The organism is Flavobacterium frigidimaris (assembly GCF_002217275.1).
Taxonomy (GTDB): Bacteria; Bacteroidota; Bacteroidia; order Flavobacteriales; family Flavobacteriaceae; genus Flavobacterium; species Flavobacterium aquidurense.
In genome coordinates this window covers 13,538-32,716 of the sequence record NZ_MUGV01000018.1, presented here as the reverse complement: position 1 = coordinate 32,716, position 19,179 = coordinate 13,538, and the positions used below count along the sequence as shown (strand labels likewise).

The 19,179-nt window shown below is 33.8% G+C and carries 15 protein-coding genes, 4 tRNA genes and 1 pseudogene; 13 read left to right on the top strand and 7 right to left on the bottom strand.

All coding sequences use genetic code 11. The features are described 5' to 3' along the window. Positions 1-86: 86 nt before the first annotated feature. The 4 genes from B0A65_RS10745 to B0A65_RS10730 form a co-directional block, all read right to left on the bottom strand. Positions 87-2,477: a 3-hydroxyacyl-CoA dehydrogenase/enoyl-CoA hydratase family protein gene (locus tag B0A65_RS10745; RefSeq protein ID WP_074658746.1), complete on the bottom strand. Its 2,391-nt coding sequence runs from the start codon at positions 2,475-2,477 to the stop codon at positions 87-89. Between the two features lie 68 nt (positions 2,478-2,545). Next, the gene (locus B0A65_RS10740) at positions 2,546-3,004 is read right to left on the bottom strand and encodes a MarR family winged helix-turn-helix transcriptional regulator (protein WP_074658744.1); all 459 of its coding nucleotides are present in this window, start codon (positions 3,002-3,004) and stop codon (positions 2,546-2,548) included. A gap of 227 nt (positions 3,005-3,231) precedes the next feature. Then, entirely contained in the window at positions 3,232-4,263 is a 1,032-nt protein-coding gene (locus B0A65_RS10735; protein WP_074658743.1) for a helix-turn-helix transcriptional regulator, read from the bottom strand. A 688-nt stretch (positions 4,264-4,951) separates the two neighbouring features. Then, the gene (locus B0A65_RS10730; RefSeq protein ID WP_074658741.1) at positions 4,952-5,566 is read right to left on the bottom strand and encodes an HD domain-containing protein; all 615 of its coding nucleotides are present in this window, start codon (positions 5,564-5,566) and stop codon (positions 4,952-4,954) included. A gap of 93 nt (positions 5,567-5,659) precedes the next feature. Between B0A65_RS10730 and B0A65_RS10725 the strand changes: the two genes are divergently transcribed. From B0A65_RS10725 to B0A65_RS10695, 5 genes are all read left to right on the top strand, one after another. Continuing rightward, a complete protein-coding gene (locus tag B0A65_RS10725; protein WP_074658740.1) occupies positions 5,660-6,160 on the top strand; it encodes a phosphatase domain-containing protein in 501 nt (166 codons plus the stop codon). Between the two features lie 153 nt (positions 6,161-6,313). After that, positions 6,314-6,811, top strand: a complete 498-nt coding sequence (locus B0A65_RS10720; protein WP_074658738.1) for a hypothetical protein — start codon at positions 6,314-6,316, stop codon at positions 6,809-6,811. A gap of 614 nt (positions 6,812-7,425) precedes the next feature. After that, complete coding sequence (locus B0A65_RS10705; RefSeq protein ID WP_083370405.1) at positions 7,426-8,610, top strand: SAVED domain-containing protein; 1,185 nt, start codon at positions 7,426-7,428, stop codon at positions 8,608-8,610. 21 nt (positions 8,611-8,631) lie between these two features. Continuing rightward, entirely contained in the window at positions 8,632-9,882 is a 1,251-nt protein-coding gene (locus tag B0A65_RS10700) for a nucleotidyltransferase domain-containing protein (protein WP_074658735.1), read from the top strand. After that, entirely contained in the window at positions 9,875-10,327 is a 453-nt protein-coding gene (locus tag B0A65_RS10695; RefSeq protein ID WP_074658734.1) for a hypothetical protein, read from the top strand. The genes B0A65_RS10700 and B0A65_RS10695 overlap by 8 nt, the downstream gene beginning before the upstream one ends. Before the next feature lie 172 nt (positions 10,328-10,499). Here B0A65_RS10695 and B0A65_RS23655 read toward each other — a convergent pair. Then, a pseudogene (locus B0A65_RS23655) lies at positions 10,500-10,613 on the bottom strand (transcriptional regulator); the annotation flags it as partial. Between the two features lie 146 nt (positions 10,614-10,759). Between B0A65_RS23655 and B0A65_RS10690 the strand changes: the two are divergent. Next, positions 10,760-11,386 carry a putative polyvalent protein kinase domain-containing protein gene (locus B0A65_RS10690; protein ID WP_074658732.1) on the top strand — a complete coding sequence of 209 codons (627 nt, stop codon included), beginning with the start codon at positions 10,760-10,762 and terminating at the stop codon, positions 11,384-11,386. Between the two features lie 8 nt (positions 11,387-11,394). Here the strand turns inward: B0A65_RS10690 and B0A65_RS10685 are convergent, their stop codons facing one another. After that, positions 11,395-12,270, bottom strand: coding sequence for a hypothetical protein (locus B0A65_RS10685; protein WP_123890318.1), 876 nt, complete (start codon positions 12,268-12,270; stop codon positions 11,395-11,397). 601 nt (positions 12,271-12,871) lie between these two features. On the opposite strand from B0A65_RS10685, the gene B0A65_RS10680 reads away from it, so the two are divergent. The 7 genes from B0A65_RS10680 (at position 12,872) to B0A65_RS10655 (ending at position 16,885) form a co-directional block, all read left to right on the top strand. Continuing rightward, complete coding sequence (locus tag B0A65_RS10680; RefSeq protein WP_123890316.1) at positions 12,872-13,072, top strand: hypothetical protein; 201 nt, start codon at positions 12,872-12,874, stop codon at positions 13,070-13,072. Positions 13,073-13,142: 70 nt separating this feature from the next. Continuing rightward, positions 13,143-13,215, top strand: a tRNA-Asn gene (locus B0A65_RS10675). A gap of 153 nt (positions 13,216-13,368) precedes the next feature. After that, positions 13,369-13,440: transfer RNA gene (locus B0A65_RS10670), tRNA-Pro, on the top strand. Positions 13,441-13,445: 5 nt separating this feature from the next. Beyond that, a tRNA-Tyr gene (locus B0A65_RS23265) sits at positions 13,446-13,528 on the top strand. 36 nt (positions 13,529-13,564) lie between these two features. Further along, a tRNA-Leu gene (locus B0A65_RS23260) sits at positions 13,565-13,650 on the top strand. Positions 13,651-14,989: 1,339 nt separating this feature from the next. Beyond that, complete coding sequence (locus B0A65_RS10660; protein ID WP_074658724.1) at positions 14,990-16,087, top strand: SPFH domain-containing protein; 1,098 nt, start codon at positions 14,990-14,992, stop codon at positions 16,085-16,087. 306 nt (positions 16,088-16,393) lie between these two features. After that, a complete protein-coding gene (locus tag B0A65_RS10655) occupies positions 16,394-16,885 on the top strand; it encodes a hypothetical protein (RefSeq protein WP_242670267.1) in 492 nt (163 codons plus the stop codon). 339 nt (positions 16,886-17,224) lie between these two features. Here the strand turns inward: B0A65_RS10655 and B0A65_RS10650 are convergent, their stop codons facing one another. Continuing rightward, the gene (locus B0A65_RS10650) at positions 17,225-19,003 is read right to left on the bottom strand and encodes an AMP-dependent synthetase/ligase (RefSeq protein WP_074658722.1); all 1,779 of its coding nucleotides are present in this window, start codon (positions 19,001-19,003) and stop codon (positions 17,225-17,227) included. Positions 19,004-19,179: the final 176 nt, after the last annotated feature.

The following is a 19,179-nucleotide window of genomic DNA, read 5'->3' as shown; positions in this document are numbered from 1 at the left end:
GATTTTAGAAGAGGCAAGAGACAAGAAGCAAGAGAAAAGACAAAAACCAGTTTGGAGTCTTGCTTCTTGCATCTTTGCTCTATTTTCTAATTACGAAGTGGTTTTCCTTTAGTTAACATATACTGAATTCTCTCTAAAGTCTTACGCTCTGTACAAAGAGATAAGAAAGCTTCACGTTCGATATCTAATAAATATTGTTCAGATACTAAAGTTGCTTCAGATAAATCACCTCCGGCCATTACATAAGCCAGTTTGTTAGCGATTTTTTTATCGTGCTCAGAAATGTATTTTCCAGCTTCCATTTGGTCTGTTCCAACTAAGAACATTCCTAATGCCTGTTTACCTAAAACCTTAACATCAGTTCTTCTGATTGGTTGTGTATAACCCGCTTCTGCCATTAATAAAGCATGTTTCTTAGCTTCAGCAATCTGACGATCTTTGTTTACCACGATAACATCTTTACCATGTTGAAGAAGTCCTGTGTCAAAAGCTTCATAACCAGAAGTCGATACTTTTGCCATAGCGATTGTTAAGAAATACTCTTGAAGAACGTTCAATTCCACATCATTTTTGCGGAATAAATCTGAAGCTCTCAAAGCCATTTCTTTAGATCCACCACCACCAGGAAGTACACCAACACCAAATTCAACTAATCCCATATACGTTTCTGCAGCAGCAACCACTTTATCAGCGTGTAAGCTCATTTCGCATCCACCACCAAAAGTCATTCCGTGAGGGGCAACTACAACTGGAATAGAAGAGTAACGAACGCGCATCATAGTGTCCTGGAACATTTTGATTGCCATGTTCAATTCGTCATATTCCTGCTCAACTGCCATCATGAAAATCATTCCGATATTAGCTCCAACAGAGAAATTCGCTGCCTGGTTACCAATAACCAAACCTTGGTATTCTTTTTCAGATAAGTCGATTGCTTTATTGATAGCCTGAAGTACATCGCCACCAATAGTATTCATTTTAGATTGGAATTCTAAGTTCAGGATTCCGTCTCCTAGATCCTGAATGATTGCACCGCTATTGCTCCAAACTTTTTTGCTTTCGCGAATGTTGTTTAGGATAATGAATGAATCTTGTCCAGGAACTTTTACTTGTGATTTTGTTGGAATGTTATAGAAATAAGTTGCTCCTTCTTTTACAGAATAGAAACTTTCGCTTCCGGAAGCTAACATCTCAGTAACCCACGCAGCTGGCTCTAAACCTTCTGCTTTCATGATTTCGATTCCGTTGGCAACACCAATCGCGTCCCAAATTTCGAATGGACCATTTTCCCATCCAAAACCAGCTTTCATCGCATCATCAATTTTGTATAATTCGTCTGAGATTTCAGGAATTCTGTTTGACACATAAGCAAACATTCCAGAGAAACTCTTACGGTAGAATTCACCTGCTTTGTCTTTTCCTTTTACCAAAACTTTAAAACGATCAATTGGCTTATCAATAGTTTTTGTTAATTCTAGTGTAGCAAAACTTGCTTTTTTAGCAGCGCGGTATTCTAATGTATCTAAGTCTAAAGACAAAATATCTTTATCTACTTTTTTATAAAACCCTTGACCTGTTTTGCTTCCTAACCATTTATTTTCCATCATTTTATTGACGAAATCAGGAAGTTTAAACAATTCGTGTTGTTCGTCGTTCGGGCAGTTTTCGTAGATACCGTTGGCAACGTGTACCAAAGTATCCAAACCAACAACGTCAACCGTACGGAAAGTAGCCGATTTTGGACGACCAATTACCGGACCAGTCAATTTATCAACCTCTTCAATCGTTAATCCCATTTCTTTTACCAGGTGGAATAAACTCTGAATACCGTAAATACCAATTCTATTTCCAATAAACGCCGGAGTATCTTTAGCCACAACCGAAGTTTTTCCTAAGAATTTAGAACCGTATTCGTTTAAGAAATCCAATACTTCAGTTGAAGTTTTTGGACCAGGAATAATTTCAAATAATTTTAAGTAACGCGCAGGGTTAAAAAAGTGAGTTCCGCAGAAGTGTTGTTGAAAATCTTCGCTTCTTCCTTCGCTCATAAAATGAATTGGAATACCAGAAGTGTTTGAAGTAACCAAAGTTCCCGGCTTGCGGAATTTCTCGATTTGTTCAAAAACCAATTTTTTGATATCCAAACGCTCTACAACAACTTCAATAATCCAGTCAACATTGGCAATTTTTGCCATATCATCAGTCGTATTTCCAGTCGTGATTCGACTAGCAAATTTTTGACTGTAAATAGGAGACGGTTTCGATTTTAATGAATTCGCCAAGTGCTCGTTTACTACACGGTTGCGAACTGCTTTACTTTCAAGTGTTAATCCTTTTTTAGCTTCAGCTTCTGTCAACTCGCGTGGTACGATGTCAAGCAGTAAAACTTCAACACCAATGTTGGCAAAATGACAAGCTATTCCTGAACCCATAATTCCGGATCCAATTACAGCAACTTTTTTAATTGTGCGTTTCATAATAAGTCGTTAATATTTATTTTTTTTATTTGAATTGAAATAAGCCGTCTCCAGTAATACGAATCTGCTTATTCCTTTTCTTTATTTTCTGTTTGCGTAAATATGTTTTTGTCCTGAATCAATTCGTTGATAATTTCAGAAACTTCGATAAAATGTTTCAGTTTTTCGTCTGATACATGTTTTCTAATCGTTTCATTAAATTTCAGAACGGTATTCTTAGATAAATCTCTTTTTTCTTTTCCAAATTCGGTCAGGTAGATCAAAACACCGCGTCCGTCAGATGGATTTTTTTTGCGAACAATCAAACCTTTGTCTTCCATTGATTTTAATGTTCTGGTCAGGCTGGTGGCTTCCATTCCCATTCTTGGTCCCAAGGAAGTCGAAGGCGTACCTTCTTCCTTGTCGATACTCAAAAGCGCAAACCCGGTAGCCATTGTGGCATCGTATTTTGCAGCTTCTTCGTTATACATTCTTGAAACAGCTTGCCATGTCGCTCTCAAAATATAATCTATTGTTTTGTCTTTCATAGGTAACTATATCGATTTCAAATATAATCAAAAAATACTATGCGTGCATATTATTTTTTCATAAATTTTTGGTTAATAAATTTTTTGTTCTGGTTTTCAGTGTTTTATGGTTTTATTTTAATTGAAATATACTATTCTTTTTTGATATTTTAACAAATTAAGTGCGGTAAAAATTGTTTTATGACTTTATAACGGATTTAAATTCCGTATAATGTAAAAATTCTTGTTTATAATGCAGTATTATTATTCAATTCGTATTTAGAAAGTGCCTTTTGCAGTATTTTTTTCATTCGGGTTCGCAGGTTTTCGGGTCTCAGAATTTCGATTCCGTCTCCAAAACCCAATAAAATACGTTCCATTTCATAATTCGGAGAAATAAACAAATGCACAATAATACTTCCGTCTTCATTTTCTTTAATCAATCGCTGTGAAGAGTGCAAAGGTTTCGTCACTACATACGGCGCATTTACAGCATCAATCCAAAGTTCGATTCGCTTGGGCTGTAAGCCTGTATTTACCGTAACGCCAATTACATTTTTATAAAACAAATCGGCATCAAAATCTTCTTCTATATAAGGAAGGTTAAAATCGTAGTCGATCGCCAGGATTCTGTCCAAAGCTAAATTGGTAATCGGTTGCGAAGCTTTCTTTTTTCCCACCAAAAACCAACGGTTATTAAATTCCTTCAATATAAAAGGATGAAAGTTGAATTTGGTTTCTTCTCGCGATTTAAAAGATTTGTACGTAATCACAAGAACAACCTTCTTAATAATCGCCTGATAAATCTCGTCTAAAAAATGCAAACCTTTCAGCTTTTCGTTTTTATCCAGATAAATAACGGGTTTCGTATGCGATTTCTCCGCATAGATTTTATCCTCCAAACGCTGTAGAATATCCGAGACATCGCTAAACAAAGAGAAATCCTTAAACTGTTTCAGCATCGAAACCGTTTCGGTCAAAACATTCATATCCGTTTCCGTTAGCGGAATATCCGTTATCGAAAATTCGTCGTCTTCATATTTATAATATTTTTTATCATAAACAACAATTGGCGCATTATAACCCAGTTTTTCGCTTCGCATCAGCTGAATATCCATCTGAATCGTTCGTTTGCTAATCGGGTTTTCCCGACCCTCATATTCAAACAAAGCTTCAGAACAACATTCGATTAAATCTTCCAAAGTCCATTGCCGGTATTTATTCTGCAGACATTTGTCAATCGTTTTGTAGCGTATTAAGGCATTTTTGTTTTGTGACATAGTTTTAGGTTTTACCGCGAAGGCGCTAAGGTTCAAAGGTTTTGTTTCACGCAGATTTTGCAGATTTAAGCAGATTTTGCAGATTTTTTTTAATCATTTTAATCCTTTAATCTGTGGCTATAAAAAACTTTGCGACTTTGCTCCCGATAGCTATCGGGGATTGCGAGATTCAAATTTCCAGTATTTCAATTACGTATAATTATTTTCAGTTTTTGGGCGTGTCCCTCCGGGTCGGGCTTTCGGCTTTATCTTTTGTTCCGTTCCACTTCACAAAAGGATATCGCCTCTATCCCTCACGCTTCTTGTTCCATAAGGACATTTCTATTATTACAATATTATTTACCGTCACAATATTAATTCCCAGGGGGACAGCATGTTTCTAGAAATAATAAAACACGTTTTCATAAACCCCATCGGGGTGACATATTTTGTAATGTATTTACAGCCTAAATATCGCTCCGCTGGAGCTTTAATAATCAATTAAAGAATTCTAAAAAAATCTGCTAAATCTGCTAAATCTGCGAGAGAAAAATTTTGCGTCAAATTTTTTATAGCCACAGATTAAAAGATTAAAAGGATTAAAAAAATCTGCTTAATCTGCTTAAATCTGTAAAATCTGCGTGAAACAAAACTTTGCGACTCTGCTCCCGATAGCTATCGGGATTGCGAGATTCAAACATTCCCAACCTTAACTTAATAATTTTATTTCCTTTTCAATATTAGCTCTGGCCTTCTTTTCGTATAATTTCCTGAATTCATCCGTCTGAAAAATAAACTCATTCTCCAGAAAATGTTGCAACGCTTTCGCTCTTCCGGGTTTATATAGAAAATCAGGATAAATGCGGTATTCTTTTCTAATTTGTTCAAAATAGATTTTATAATCGTCCCAATCTCTGGCGAGTATTTTCAAATCAAAATCAATCAGCCAGTTAATATCTTCGACTTCATTATGCTGATGCAATTGTGTCGCGCAAATCATATCAAAAACCAATTTCGAATTCAAATTAGTTTCCTTCGGAAGAATCTTAATCGCATATTCAGCACTTTTCAGTTCGTTGTCTTTTTTACTGCTTATATAAATGTAATCGTGATAAAAGATCGAATACAAAACTTCATTCGGAAATTGAAGCTGATCAAAATAGGTTTCATATTCGCTAATCATATCTTGTAGATGCGTCAGATTATGATAATGCCTTGATTTTTTGGAATAAGCCTTTTCTAAATCAAGCCAATTGTGATGAATCTCATTTGCTGCAAAACCAGTGTTGGTGAGCAATTCGTTATATTTATCTTTAAGATTCATGTAGTTTTTTCTCAAAAATAACCATTCTTTTTTACTGCGCAAAATAATTGCGTAGTAAAATAAAACCTTTGTATCATCAAAAAAAGCAGTATTATGGGAAGTGAAAATATAAACAATAAATCCACGGCTAAAAATAAGTTTTTTAGAGACGAGCCAGTTTACTGCGAACAAAATCCAGATTTGCCAAAAGCCATCATCTGCGATCTTGACGGAACATTGGCTTTAATGAACGGAAGAAATCCTTTTAATGCGAGCAAATGCGATAATGATTTTCTACATTATCCGGTGGCGAATCTTTTAAAGAATTATAAAACGCTGGGATACAAAATACTGTTGGTTTCCGGAAGAGAGCATGTCTACAAAGAACCTACATTGCGTTTCCTTGAAAAACATGAAATAACATTCGATGCATTGCTTATGCGGAAAGCGAAAGACTACCGAAAAGATTCGATCATAAAAACAGAAATCTACAACGATTCGATTAAAGGGAAATACTTTATCGAATTTGTTTTAGACGACAGAAACCAAGTGGTAGATACCTGGCGAAAGGATCTGAAATTGCCTTGCTTTCAGGTTTATTATGGAGATTTTTGATCTTTTAAGATGCTGAGTTTCTATGGTACTGAGATACTAAGTTTTAGTACTGGTTAAAAAACTTTGCGGCTCTGCGACTTTGAGAGATTAAAAACACAAAAAAAAAATAAAACTTGGCGTGGTAGCGCCTTAGTGACAAGAAAACAAAACAACATGGAAACAATAAACAGAGACTTTGAAATACTAACGGATTACATACTGACTTTTTATTATTACAAATACCGCAATGTAGATCTACTTGAAGATTGGGCAATCGAACTGATCAATTCGAGTTATGAAAGTGAAGCTATTTATAATCTGGCTTGTTTCTACAAACCAATTGATTCTGACGAAGTGCAACCGTATCTGGAAGCTGTTTTGGCAGAATTGAATCTAACAGCAAAAAATAAAGAGGAGTCACAAAAATGTCATATAAGATATTTTCTAAATAAAGTTACGAAACAGGAGGATGTGAGAAGTAATCTGAAAAGAACGTTGCATTTTTCTTTCGATTTTGAGATAGACAAAGATATAGCCGAATTGTCTGCTCTTCAATATCTTTGGGATGATTTGGCAGATGGCCAGGTCAATTGGTATTGCAAAAATATTAGCCTAGACAATATAGAACAAGAAATTGTCGAAAAGGCAAAAAAATGGATGCGTGAAAATTAAGTTTAGTTTTCAGTCGCGTTCTCAGTTTTCAGGGTAGAGGCGCACAGCAGCGCGTCTCCCACAAGGTGTGCTTTCTTGGTTTAACACCAAGTGTTTTTACTCATTACCAAATTCAAAAGCCTTCAGCCGATTATTTGGTAACGTCTGCCATTACATTTTTGTTTTGCTATTTGTATTTATTAATTAGCGGTTTAGACGATCCTTTTGATATTCTCAACGGAGATACCAATGTCGATTTGAAACCTATCGATCGATTTAAACAACGATTGGGGGCTGATTTTTTGGTTTGAAAGCATAATTAAATAATGATCGAAACCGATGCGCCGTTTCCCCAACAGCCTTTTAAAGAAATACAACGAGCGTCGTTGCGAATCTTCTTTTTTGCCGCATGTTGCCGAAACAATTGCACAGTTTAAAGGAATTACTTTAGATAAAGTGTCGGAGGAAACGAGTAGGAATTCTAAAAGCTTTTTTGGGTTTTAGAATTTACTCAGCTTTTTTAACAAAAAAAAGGCAATTTAACAGATTTATAGGTTAGTTGCAGAGTAGAATATTACTAAGAAAATTATTATAAATACATTTGAAATCAATTAACCTAAAATGTGTAATTTTTTATGATAGAGAAAAAAAATGAAAAAGTAAATTCATACGATGATGTAAAAAGTAAAAAAAGACCTGCGATTCCCACAAAAGTTAAAATTGTATTATGGAGTAAATCAGCAGGCAAATGTCAGTTTGAAAATTGTCCTGAAGTTTTAAACATTGATAAAATAAAAAAAACAGATAATAATTCAGCATATATAGCCCATATATATGGATATGCAGAGGGTAGTGAAAGGTATGACAATATCTTATCTCCAAAATTAGAAATTGATATAAGTAATTTAATGCTTTTGTGTGATGGATGCCATCGCAGGATAGATGAAAAAGGTGTAGGGGAAAAAGACTATCCCGCTTCAGTTTTAATTGACATGAAAAGAATACATGAAGAAAGAATTGAATTGCTTTCTTCTATAAAACCTGATATGAATAGTCATATTGTAATTTATAAAGCAAATATAGGACAACATTCTCCTATAGTTACATATGAATCTGTTAGAGAATTTCTTTTACCAACAAATTACCCGGCTCAGAACAGGGCAATTGATTTGAGTTTTTCGGGAAGCTATTTTAGGGATAAAGATGAAAACTTTTGGAATGTAGAATTAGAAAATTTACAAAACCATTTTGATCGAGATTTATTGCCCTTGATTAATGACAAGACTATTCGTCATATTTCTTTATTTGCATTTGCGCCAATGCCACTATTAATAAAACTTGGAACGTTAATAGGTGATAAAATAGCAACAAGTGTTAAGCAATATGATAGAAATTCAGGCTCATGGAGTTTTTCAAATATCAGTATTCAAACGGAGTATAAATTATTAATAAATGAAACGGATAAAGTTGATCATGTTGCTTTAAATATTTCATTAAGTGCGACAATTAATAATGATAGAATCATTTCTGTTTTAGGGAATAATTGTAGTATTTATACTTTAACAATTGATAATCCAATTAACAGTTTTTTATTCAATAGAAATCAACTTGAAGATTTTACTATAAAAATTAGAGAAGTATTTAACAATATTAAAAAAATGCATGGTTCAAAAGTTCCGTTACATATTTTTCCTGCAATGCCAATTTCGATAGCAATTGAACTAGGTAGATATTGGATGCCAAAAGCAGATATGCCAATAATTATTTATGATGAAAACACAGCAAATGCTGGTTTTTCTAAAGCAATTGAAATAAGATAAAAATATAAAACAGATAAAAATATGTTAACTGAACAACAAAAAAATGATTTTAGCGAAATACTAGAAACTTTAGGAGAAAACCTGGATATTACAGAAACGCAATATAATGCAGCAATATCTAGCTATCAAAATGTTGGTAACTGGCTATCGAAAGAAGATTCTGAACTGAAGGCTTATAATCCGCTAATTAGACCTCAAGGCTCATTTATTCTGGGAACAATTATTCAACCTATTTGTGAAGATGATGACTTAGATATTGATTTGGTTTGCGAGTTAAGTAAAAAGAAAGATTCTTGGACACAATTTAATTTAAAAGAAATAGTTGGGAATCAATTGAAATCCCATAAAGGATTGGATGATTTATTAGATGAAGAAGGTAGAAGATGTTGGACCTTAAAATATAGAAAAGATTCCGAAAATATAAAAGAAAGATATCACATGGATATTTTGCCTGCTATTATAAGTGAAGGTTATGAAACTATCTTGAATGAATCATATAAAAGAATGTTTGATGAAAGCGATGTTAGTAAACTTTGTTTAAGTATAACCGACAAGGAAAGTAAAAACTATTATACTTCAACAATTCCAAAAGAATGGTTAAAGAGTAATCCGTTAGGCTACGCAAAATGGTTTTTTAGCAGAGCGACAATTCAAACGAATAAAATGTTTTCTATTAATGAAGCTGTTCGTCCAGTCCCAAGTTTTCAAAAAAACAGATTCCCTTTACAAAGAGTTGTCCAAATATTGAAGAGACATAGAGATATAATGTATAGAGATAGAAAAGATAAAATAGATAAACCTATTTCAGTTATAATTACAACATTAGTATCTAAAGCATATAATAAAGAAACGAATATTATTGAAGCACTAATAAATGTTATAAATAATATGGAATATTTCATTAAGGATTATAATCCAATTACTGAAAAGAGAGAGAAATATATTGAAAACCCCGTTAATAAAGAAGAAAATTTTGCAGACAAATGGAATGAGTTTCCAAAAAGAGAAGAAAATTTTTATGAATGGCTAAAAAAAGTCAAAGATGATGTTGAAAATATGACTTCACAATCTGGCTATGGATTACAAAGAATTAACGAATCAATGCAAGTGCCATTTGGAGATGAATTAATAAAAAAAACATTCAATACCTATGGTTTAAAAATAAGAAATTTAAGTGAGACAAATAGCTTGAAAGTTAATGTTGTTTCAGGTGCAATAGGCTCTGTAGGGATAAATATGAAAAAAAATAATTTTGAAGGAGTAAATGAATAACCACTATCATAAAAGAGAGCAAACAAAAACTAGGAATGGTTTTAGTTCATCTGCTCAATTATTAAAAATAAAAGAAATGTTTCCTAATATTGAAGTTGTTAAGGAGAAAGGAAATTCGTTTGAGATTAAATTTAAAATTCAACCAACTACACTAAGCCAATTTTATGATGTAAAATTAACCTATGATAAATTTACTGGTGTGAAGGTTTATGTATTGTCAGAAAATTTGGCTATTGCAAAAAATAGAACCAAATTGCCTCATGTTTATTCTTCAAAAGATCAAAGACTTTGTCTTTACTCGCCTAGTAAGAATGAATGGACTAAAGAAAAGTTTATAGTTTCAACAATTATTCCTTGGATAAGTAAGTGGTTCTTTTTTTATGAGATATGGCTAATAGATGGCGAGTGGCTTGGTGGCGGACATAATGAATATGAAGTCAAATAATGTTGCATTTTATTTCTTTTAAAATTATAAAATATTAATATTTGCAAAGAACACGCGAAAAAAGCAATTCACTTTGGGGAGGTCTCGCGAATTTGGCAAGACAATTTCAATAAAAAACAAAAAAAGCGCAAACCTCAAAAATTTGCGCTTTTCTATTTATAAGTAAAAAGGATTATTTCCCTTTCAACAATTTCTCTAAATACTCAACCTTTTCTCTTTCAGCCAAAACTAAACGTTAGTAAAGTTCCACAACTTTATTAAGAGGATTGAAAGTGCAATGATTGTTATGAGTATTTCCTTGAGCACGACTATTAGAACTATTATTCTATAAGCTATTAAAGAAATTTCATAAATTGTAAACATATGTTTTTTCTTACTTTGCTACGCGATAAAATAGTAACTTTAAAATCTTTATATTTGCATTATAAATTCATGAAACATGAACTACAAAATATCATTTCAGGAAAGAGCCAAGTTAGGCATGGAGATACTATCCAAACAATCTCCCGTTACCTTAGAAAAAGCAAGGGCGCAAGCGGAACGTTTGAGTCAGTCAAGCAAATCAAAATTGAAGAAACAGCGCTAATAAAACAGTTCTGTGATAAGAACGGTTTTTGGATTACTGCAATCAATATTAATGCTTTTATTTCTTCAGGAGCAGAACAAAAAGTTTATCTTCAAAACAAACATAAAGTAATAAAACTAAACGATAGTATTTATTATGAAACTTGGATAGATTATTTGAATAATTTATTATTAAATAATTACTTTTTCCCCGATACTGCTTATCAATTAATTGGGTTTTATGAGCAAGATAATATAGTTTACGCGGTTGTAGAACAGAAGTTTGTAGAATCTGATAGTGACACAGAATTAGAAAATGTCAAAAATTTTCTGGATCAAAATGGTTTTAAAAACACAAGAAACAACGATTATTTTAATCCAGATTTAGGAATAATTCTAGAAGATTTACATGATGAAAATGTATTGACTTTTGAAGACAACCTGTTTTTTATTGACACCGTTTTTTACATTACTGAACAATTTTATAAACCATGATAATTTAATTAAGAAGCAATCACATTCTCAACAGGCTTTGGCCTATTAAAATCATCATCCTTCCTTTTCACAAACTTCAAATAAATAAAATACTCCACAAAAGGAATAATCAAAAACAAAAGGAAAAAAAGTAATTCGTGTTTCAGTATTTCATTAAAAATAAGATCCAATCCGGCTTGTAGTTTGCGTCCCATTTCAGATTGTATGGAACGTTCGATTCGTTGAGGTTCAATTTGATCCAGTTTTTGTAAAAGCGCTTTGAATTTAACGTAATCAATATCTTTTACGTTTTTCATGTCGGCTTTGTCGTCAACGACTTTCATAAAGCCGTACACGCAGGCGCTGTACAATTCCGCCTCGTATTTTTGAAGCAAAAAGGATGTCGATGAATTCTTGAAGTTATCTACAGTTTGTAAACCGCTGTTGTTTTGTTTGATATAAAGCGCCAAAGCCTGGGTCAAAGATTTGCTCACATCTTCGGAAGAATTGGACAGCAATTGAAGCGAATGCAGAAAATCTTTTTTCTCCTTTTCAGATGAAAAAGTAGTTCCGATTGTTTTCGAATAAATATTGGCGGTTATGTTTTTGTTTTCTGATTTCAAAATAGATTTTCCTCCATACAAAAGGCCAATCATAGCAAAGAAATAAAGGAAAACAATCATAAAATACGGAATCCAGAGTTTGGCTATCCAGTTGTAATATTTTCGGTCACGTGTAAAAATGTTTTTTCGGTACAAAAAGACATTGAAAACGATTCCTATAATAAGGCCCAGAATAAGAAATAAAATCGTCCAGAACAGGAACCAACCAATATTGGGTAAAATAAATTGTTTCGAAAATTCCCAAACTTCAGACCAAACAATACTGTCGATATATTCTTTCATAGGTTTCATTTAAGTGAGATAAAAATAGTCAAAAGTTGCTTCCAAACTAAAAATAGAGTAGAAATCAATGGGTTTTATTTGTTTTAATTTTAACAAAAACAACAGAAAAAGTTATATTAAATAAAAATATACGTTACATTTGCCCTCGAATTAGTAAAAAAACAATCATATGAACCTGTCAGCAATAAAAAATAGCGGTCGTTTAGCGGGATTTCCTCCGGCTAAAGACTCAGGATGACATATGTATTTTATGGAATAGAAACGGAATTGTAGTTTCAAACTCAACATAAATAGATAAAAGCGTCCTCATCGGGACGCTTTTTTTGTTTTTAATGCCACTTCGACTCCGCTCAGTGTGACAAGAAAATTGCTGAATAGGAGAAGAAAATGATAAAAAATAACCCTTAACTAAAAATAACTAAAAAAATAATCGACCAAATGTTACATGATAAAACCAAATAGTGAAATATAATCTTGAAAAGTAATCTAATGAGAGACAGTCATTTGATACAAAAAGAAAGCTGCACGAGTATGCGGACAGGGATTTTTATGGATTTTATTTAAATGTAACTAATTGGTAATCAGTAAAATAATTTTAGAAATGATTTGGATAATTGATTTTTTCGACTTTATCTTTGCCGAAGAAAATCTGAAAAGAGAATTTCAAAAAACAACAACGATTTCAAAATATAATACAACATATAAAATGGCTTTTAATAAAAACATATATAACGAACAACTGCTAAACCCGGGATCAGATCTTGGATGTTTAACAATACAGGTGCATGAACACAGGCAATAGGATAATTATATCATATTGAATCTCATGAAGCACCTTTAACCGGGTGCTTTTTTTATGCCCAAAAATAAATGATTTCGTAGCTCAATTGGCAGAGCGCTTGACTGTTAATCAAGAAGTTGAAGGTTCAACTCCTTCCGAAATCGCTCGTTCTCTAGAAGGAACAGGTTCTTTTTTAAGGTGCTGAGGTTCTGAGTTGCTAAGGGCCTAAGGTTTTTAGGCACAAAGGGACAAAGATGCAAAGGTTTAAAAATCTTAGCACCTCAGAACCTTAGCATCTTAGAACCTTAAAAAAAAATCTGGGAAGATAACGGTGGTTGTTTACCCGCCTTGGACGCGGGAGGTTGCAGGTTCGAGTCCTGCTTCCCAGACAAATGGAAATACGCTAAAGCTGGAGAGTTAGGTCGGTCTGTAAAACCGTTGTCTTTGACTGAGTAGGTTCGAATCCTACTATTTCCACAAATTTCAGGTTGGAACCCTGAAGATTAATTAAAAGCAGGAGTGGCGGAACGGCAGACGCGGCTGACTTAGAATCAGTATTTTGAGAGTTCGTCCCGATAGCTATCGGGACTCTTCCTGTACTAGATAAAACTTTGCGACTTTGCGTCTTTGCGCGAGATTTACAAAATAAAGTTAAACAATAGCGGCGAGCAATTTTCGCGCAAAGACGCAAAGTCGCAAAGAAAAATGAGATTAGTGTCTTTGTGCCTTCGTGGCAAAAAAAAGCAGGAGTGGCGGAACGGCAGACGCGGCTGACTTAGAATCAGTATTTTGAGAGTTCGTCCCGCTAGCTATCGGGACTCTTCCTGTACTAGATAAAACTTTGCGACTTTGCGTCTTTGCGCGAGATTAACAAAATAAAGTTAAACAATAGCGGCGAGCAATTTTCGCGCAAAGACCCAAAGTCGCAAAGAAAAATAAGATTAGTGTCTTTGTGCCTTTGTGGCAAAAAAAAACACTACGCAGAATAACTGCGCAGTGTGATTTGAATATTTGTTCAGGAATTAAAACAAGTTCTTTTATAAACTGAAATTCATCAAAGGAAACTTTGATTTACAATATCAAACAAGTCCTGTTGCGTGTTTCTGTATAGCACCATTGTAGGGAACTTTCCGCGAAAGCGTATTATGTTTTTCTATGCAACTTGATTTGGAGGTTTTGATTGTTTTCCAAAAAACAATCTCACACTCTATGTGTCATGGGTTCGACTCCCATTCGCAGCAATGCGATAGCTCAGTTCGGTTAGAGCAATAGACAATTCGCAGGTTCAATTCCTGCACCGATTTTGGATCGGGAAAGTCACAGACTGAAAATCTGTATTTCCAGAGAACATCACTCTTTAAAAGATGACCAGGAAAAAAACTGATTTGTCTTTGTCAGTGAAATCAGGATTTGGGGATCCTAATTCACACTCATGATAAAACCAGTGCGAACAGAAATGTATTTTGAAATACGTTATTTCTTTTCGGTTTGATTGTTCGAGTGATTTTTTTAGAATTTAGAATCACTTTTTCAAAATAGAATTGCAAAACAATTAGCGTAAACAAATTACAAACTGTTAGTCCGTTTTTCTCGGAGGAGAGAGGCAATGAGGTTTTTTTATTTAACGAGAGAGAGAGAATAGAATATAGAATATAGAGAATAGAGGCAAGAAGGCAAGAGGGAAGAGAATAGAGCTTAGAATATAGAATATAGAGAATAGAGAATAGAGAATAGAGAATAGAGGCAAGAGGCAAGAGGCAAGAGAATAGAGCTTAGAATATAGAATATAGAATATAGAATATAGAGAATAGAAGCAAGAAGCAAGAAGCAAGAGACAAGAGAATAGAGCATAGAATATAGAGTATAGATTTATGCGGTTTCAAAACTTGAAACTTGAAACTTGAAACCTGAAACAAAATAAAACTAAAAAAAATAACCATGATTACAAGAATTAAAATCGAGGCTTACCAAGTAGGATTGGTATTCGAAAATAGAAAATTGGTAAACGTACTAGAAGAAGGATTGCACTGGATTTTTGGAAACAAAAATGTAATGATCTATGATATGAATGCAGCTTTCCAGGCGCCATTTGAGTTGAATATTTTGTTGCAGAATGAAGTATTGGCTGGAATGTTAGAAATCGTTGAGGTTGCCGATAACGAGATTGTTTTGCAATTCGTAAACGGAAACTTTAAAGGTACTTTGCAAGCGGGAAGATATGCTTTCTGGAAAGGAATCATAAAAAATGAATTCACAAAAGTGGATGTTTCTAAAATTGAAATCACAGAAAATGTCCCAGTGAATTTATTGGAGCATGCTCAATTAAGATTTTTTATTAGAAAATTTATAGTGTCAAGCAACGATAAAGCTTTGTTGTTTGTAAACGGAACTTTCCAGAAAGAATTGAAATCCGGAACGCACTACTTTTGGAATAACGCGATTACGATCGAAGTTAAAACAGTTGATGCCAGACAGCAACAAGTGGAGATTTCGGGTCAGGAATTGTTGACAAAAGATAAAGCGGGATTGAGAATCAATTTCTTTGTGAGATACCAGGTTGTTGATGTCATGAAAGCGTTGGTTGATAACAAAGACTTTGAAAAACAATTGTATGTTGCCATGCAATTGGCTTTAAGAGCTTTTGTAGGAGGATTGACTCTGGATGAATTGTTGGCGAAAAAAGATTCGATTGCCGAGGCGATTTTGGCTGAAGTAACTGCCAAAATAAACGAATTGGGATTGACGATTTCTGATGCCGGAATTCGTGATGTGATCTTGCCAGGAGATATGAAAGAAATCATGAATCAGGTTTTGGTTGCCGAGAAAAAAGCGCAGGCCAACAGTATCATGAGAAGAGAAGAAACCGCTGCAACAAGAAGTTTACTAAACACAGCAAAGCTGATGGAAGAAAACGAAATGTTGTGGAAATTGAAAGAGATGGAATACGTTGAAAAAATCGCTGATAAAATTGGAGAAATCACAATTTCAGGAGGCGGAAACGTTATTGGTCAATTAAAGGAAATCTTCGTGAAGTAAAAAAGAAACGATTAGCAGTAAATGTTGAAGCGTTTAATTAAAAATAAAATTTAAGAATGAATCATAAAATAGTATTTACGTCTGACCTTTATTTTGGTCAGACCAATATAAGTAGGGGTAGTGAGCATCCGTTTGCTTCGGTAGAAGAAATGGATTTGGCGCTCATTAAACGAAGGAATGAAAAGGTAAATGCAGAGGATATTTCTCTGATAAAGCACAAATGCTTTTAAAACTTTGCAGTTACTGAATTCCCGGAATTCCTTTGTTTTTCCCTGAGATTCTCAAGAATTTCTAAAAAGAAATACAATGCGTAACAGTACATTAAATGAATATAAAAAAGCGATTAAAATTAAATATGAGATAGAAAAAAACGGTAAATACTTTGATTATTTGCACAAACCTTCTCGTGGAAAACTTCGTGATTTTTGTTGGCTTATTTTCGAGAATAACCCAACTCAGGATGACTTAAATGTTTTTAGAAACCTATTTTCTTTAGATTTTGATCATACGAAAAAGAAAAAGTTTAAGGAGCAAAAAGACAAGTTCAGACCTATTGAAACCTTTTTTAAAGGCGAAACAGATCCGACAAATATTGATGCAATTAATATGGCAGCAATTATGGTCGATTTTGAACCGCGTCCTTTTAAAAAGTTTCACGAAAAGTGCAGACTTGAAGAAGGTAAACAAAGTGGAAATAGCAGCAAGGCTACTTCCGGAAAAAAGAATCGCAAAATAAAATGGCAGAAGCGTTATCTGGTAATCGAAAGAAACCTTCGTCAGGTAATGGCTCTTTTTTAGAAGATGATGCAAAGAGTATTGCAAAATTCAGATCAAGGCTAATGTTTTGGAAAAATATAAAAAGTATAGTTACTAATTATTTTTTACCACAGAGAACACAAAGTTTTTTATCTAACAATGCCTTAGAATACACAGAGTTCGCAAAGCTAAATTAATATAAAGCTTTGCGAACTTGCCTTTTATAAAAGCTAAGAGTAAAAAAAATTAGCGTTTATTGCGGTAAATTTTTTCTCTCCCCCAGTTTTTCTCTTCATCCCAAAATTCTAAATTGCTGTTTGCGCAATTAAAAAAGGCTGTCCTTGGGAGACAGCCTTTTCATTGGTTAATTATTTTGGAATGTTATTCGTGACCATAGATTTTAGCGTAAAGATCTTTGTAAATTTCTTTGATGATCTTACGTTTTAATTTTAGAGTAGGAGTAAGCTGTCCGCCGTCGATAGACCAAACATCCGGAGTCAACTCAAAACGTTTTACTTTTTCCCAGTTTCCAAATTTTTCATTAATCGTTTCAACTTCTTCGTCAATACGTTTGATAACTTCTGGATTCTCACTGATTTCTTTGTCAGTACTTCCCAGAGTTACTTTATGCAATTTTGCCCATTCTTTTACAAATTCAAAGTTTGGCTGAATAAATGCACCCGGCATTTTTTCGCCTTCTCCAATAACCATGATTTGCTCAATAAAACGAGATTGTTTCATGGCATTTTCAATCAATTGAGGAGCAACATATTTTCCACCAGAAGTTTTGAACATTTCTTTCTTACGGTCTGTAATTTTTAAGAAACCTTCACTGTCAATTTCTCCAATATCTCCCGTATAAAAATAACCGTCTTTTAAAGCTTCCGCCGTTTTTTCAGGATCTTTAAAGTAACCTAACATTACGTTTGGTCCTTTGCAAAGAATTTCTCCGTCAGCAGCAATTTTCACTTCTACATTGCGAATTACTTTCCCGACAGTTCCAATTTTAAATCCTTTATTTCTTTGGTCGTTTACGGCAATTACCGGAGATGTTTCAGATAAACCGTAACCTTCCATAACCGGAATTTCTGCAGCAGCAAAAACTCTTGTTAAGCGGGGTTGTAAAGCAGCACTTCCGGAAACCATTAAATCTAAATTTCCTCCCAAACCTTCTTTCCATTTACTGAAAATCAATTTGCGTGCAATTTTTAACTGAAATTCATACCAGAAACCATTGGCTCCGTACGGTTCGTATTTTAAACCTAAATCAATAGCCCAGAAAAATAATTTTTTCTTGATGCCGGTTAATTCAGTTCCTTTTGCGTAAATTTTATCATAAACTTTTTCTAAAAGTCTTGGTACAGCTGTGATTACAGTCGGGCGGACTTCTTTTAAGTTATCACTGATTTTGTCAATTGATTCTCCAAAATAAACCGAAACACCATAATATTGATAGATGTACAAAATCATTCTTTCAAAAATATGACAAATAGGCAAGAAGCTCAAAGCCGTACTTTTTCCCGGATCAAACGGAATTCTTGGTGCGCTGTCCAACACATTCGAAACAATGTTCTTGTGCGAAAGCATAACTCCTTTAGGTCTTCCTGTTGTTCCGGAAGTATAAATAATCGTGGCTAAATCGTCAGTTTGAATACTGTCTTTTCTGGCTTCAACTTCATTTTGATTGCTTTGGTCTTCTCCAAGCGCCAATAAATCACTCCAGTGTTTACAACCCGGAATTTCATTAAAAGAATATACTTCTTTTAAAGTTGGAACGTTAGCCTGTATCAATCGTACTTTTTGAAGTACTTCATCATCAGATACAAAACAGTACATACTGCCACTGTGGTTCAATATATATTCGTAATCCTCTTCAGAAATGGTTGGGTAAATTGGAACGTTCTGAGCACCAGTCTGCAGAATACCAATATCCATAATATTCCATTCGGTACGGTTATTTGAGGTGATTAAAGCGATTTTATCATCTTTCTGAACGCCCATGCGTAGCAATGCTCTCGAAACAGCATTTGCTTTTGAAATATATTCTTCGCTAGATGTTTTTTCCCAGACCCCGTCTTTTTTTGTTGCCAAAGCAACCGGAAGGTTATAAGTTTCTTGTTGATAATAGGGAAAATCAAAAAGGCGTGTGATTGAAACCATGTTTAATATGTTGAATTTTATCGCAAATTAAATAAAAAATGGGTATAATTTTTAATTTTGTGAAATTTTATGGGAAAATTTATAGGGACTCTTGAAAATCAACGAAAACGTTTTCTTTTTTGTAGTAAATTTTCGAAAAAACTAAAAATTATTTAATTTGAGGTCTGATTTTTTTT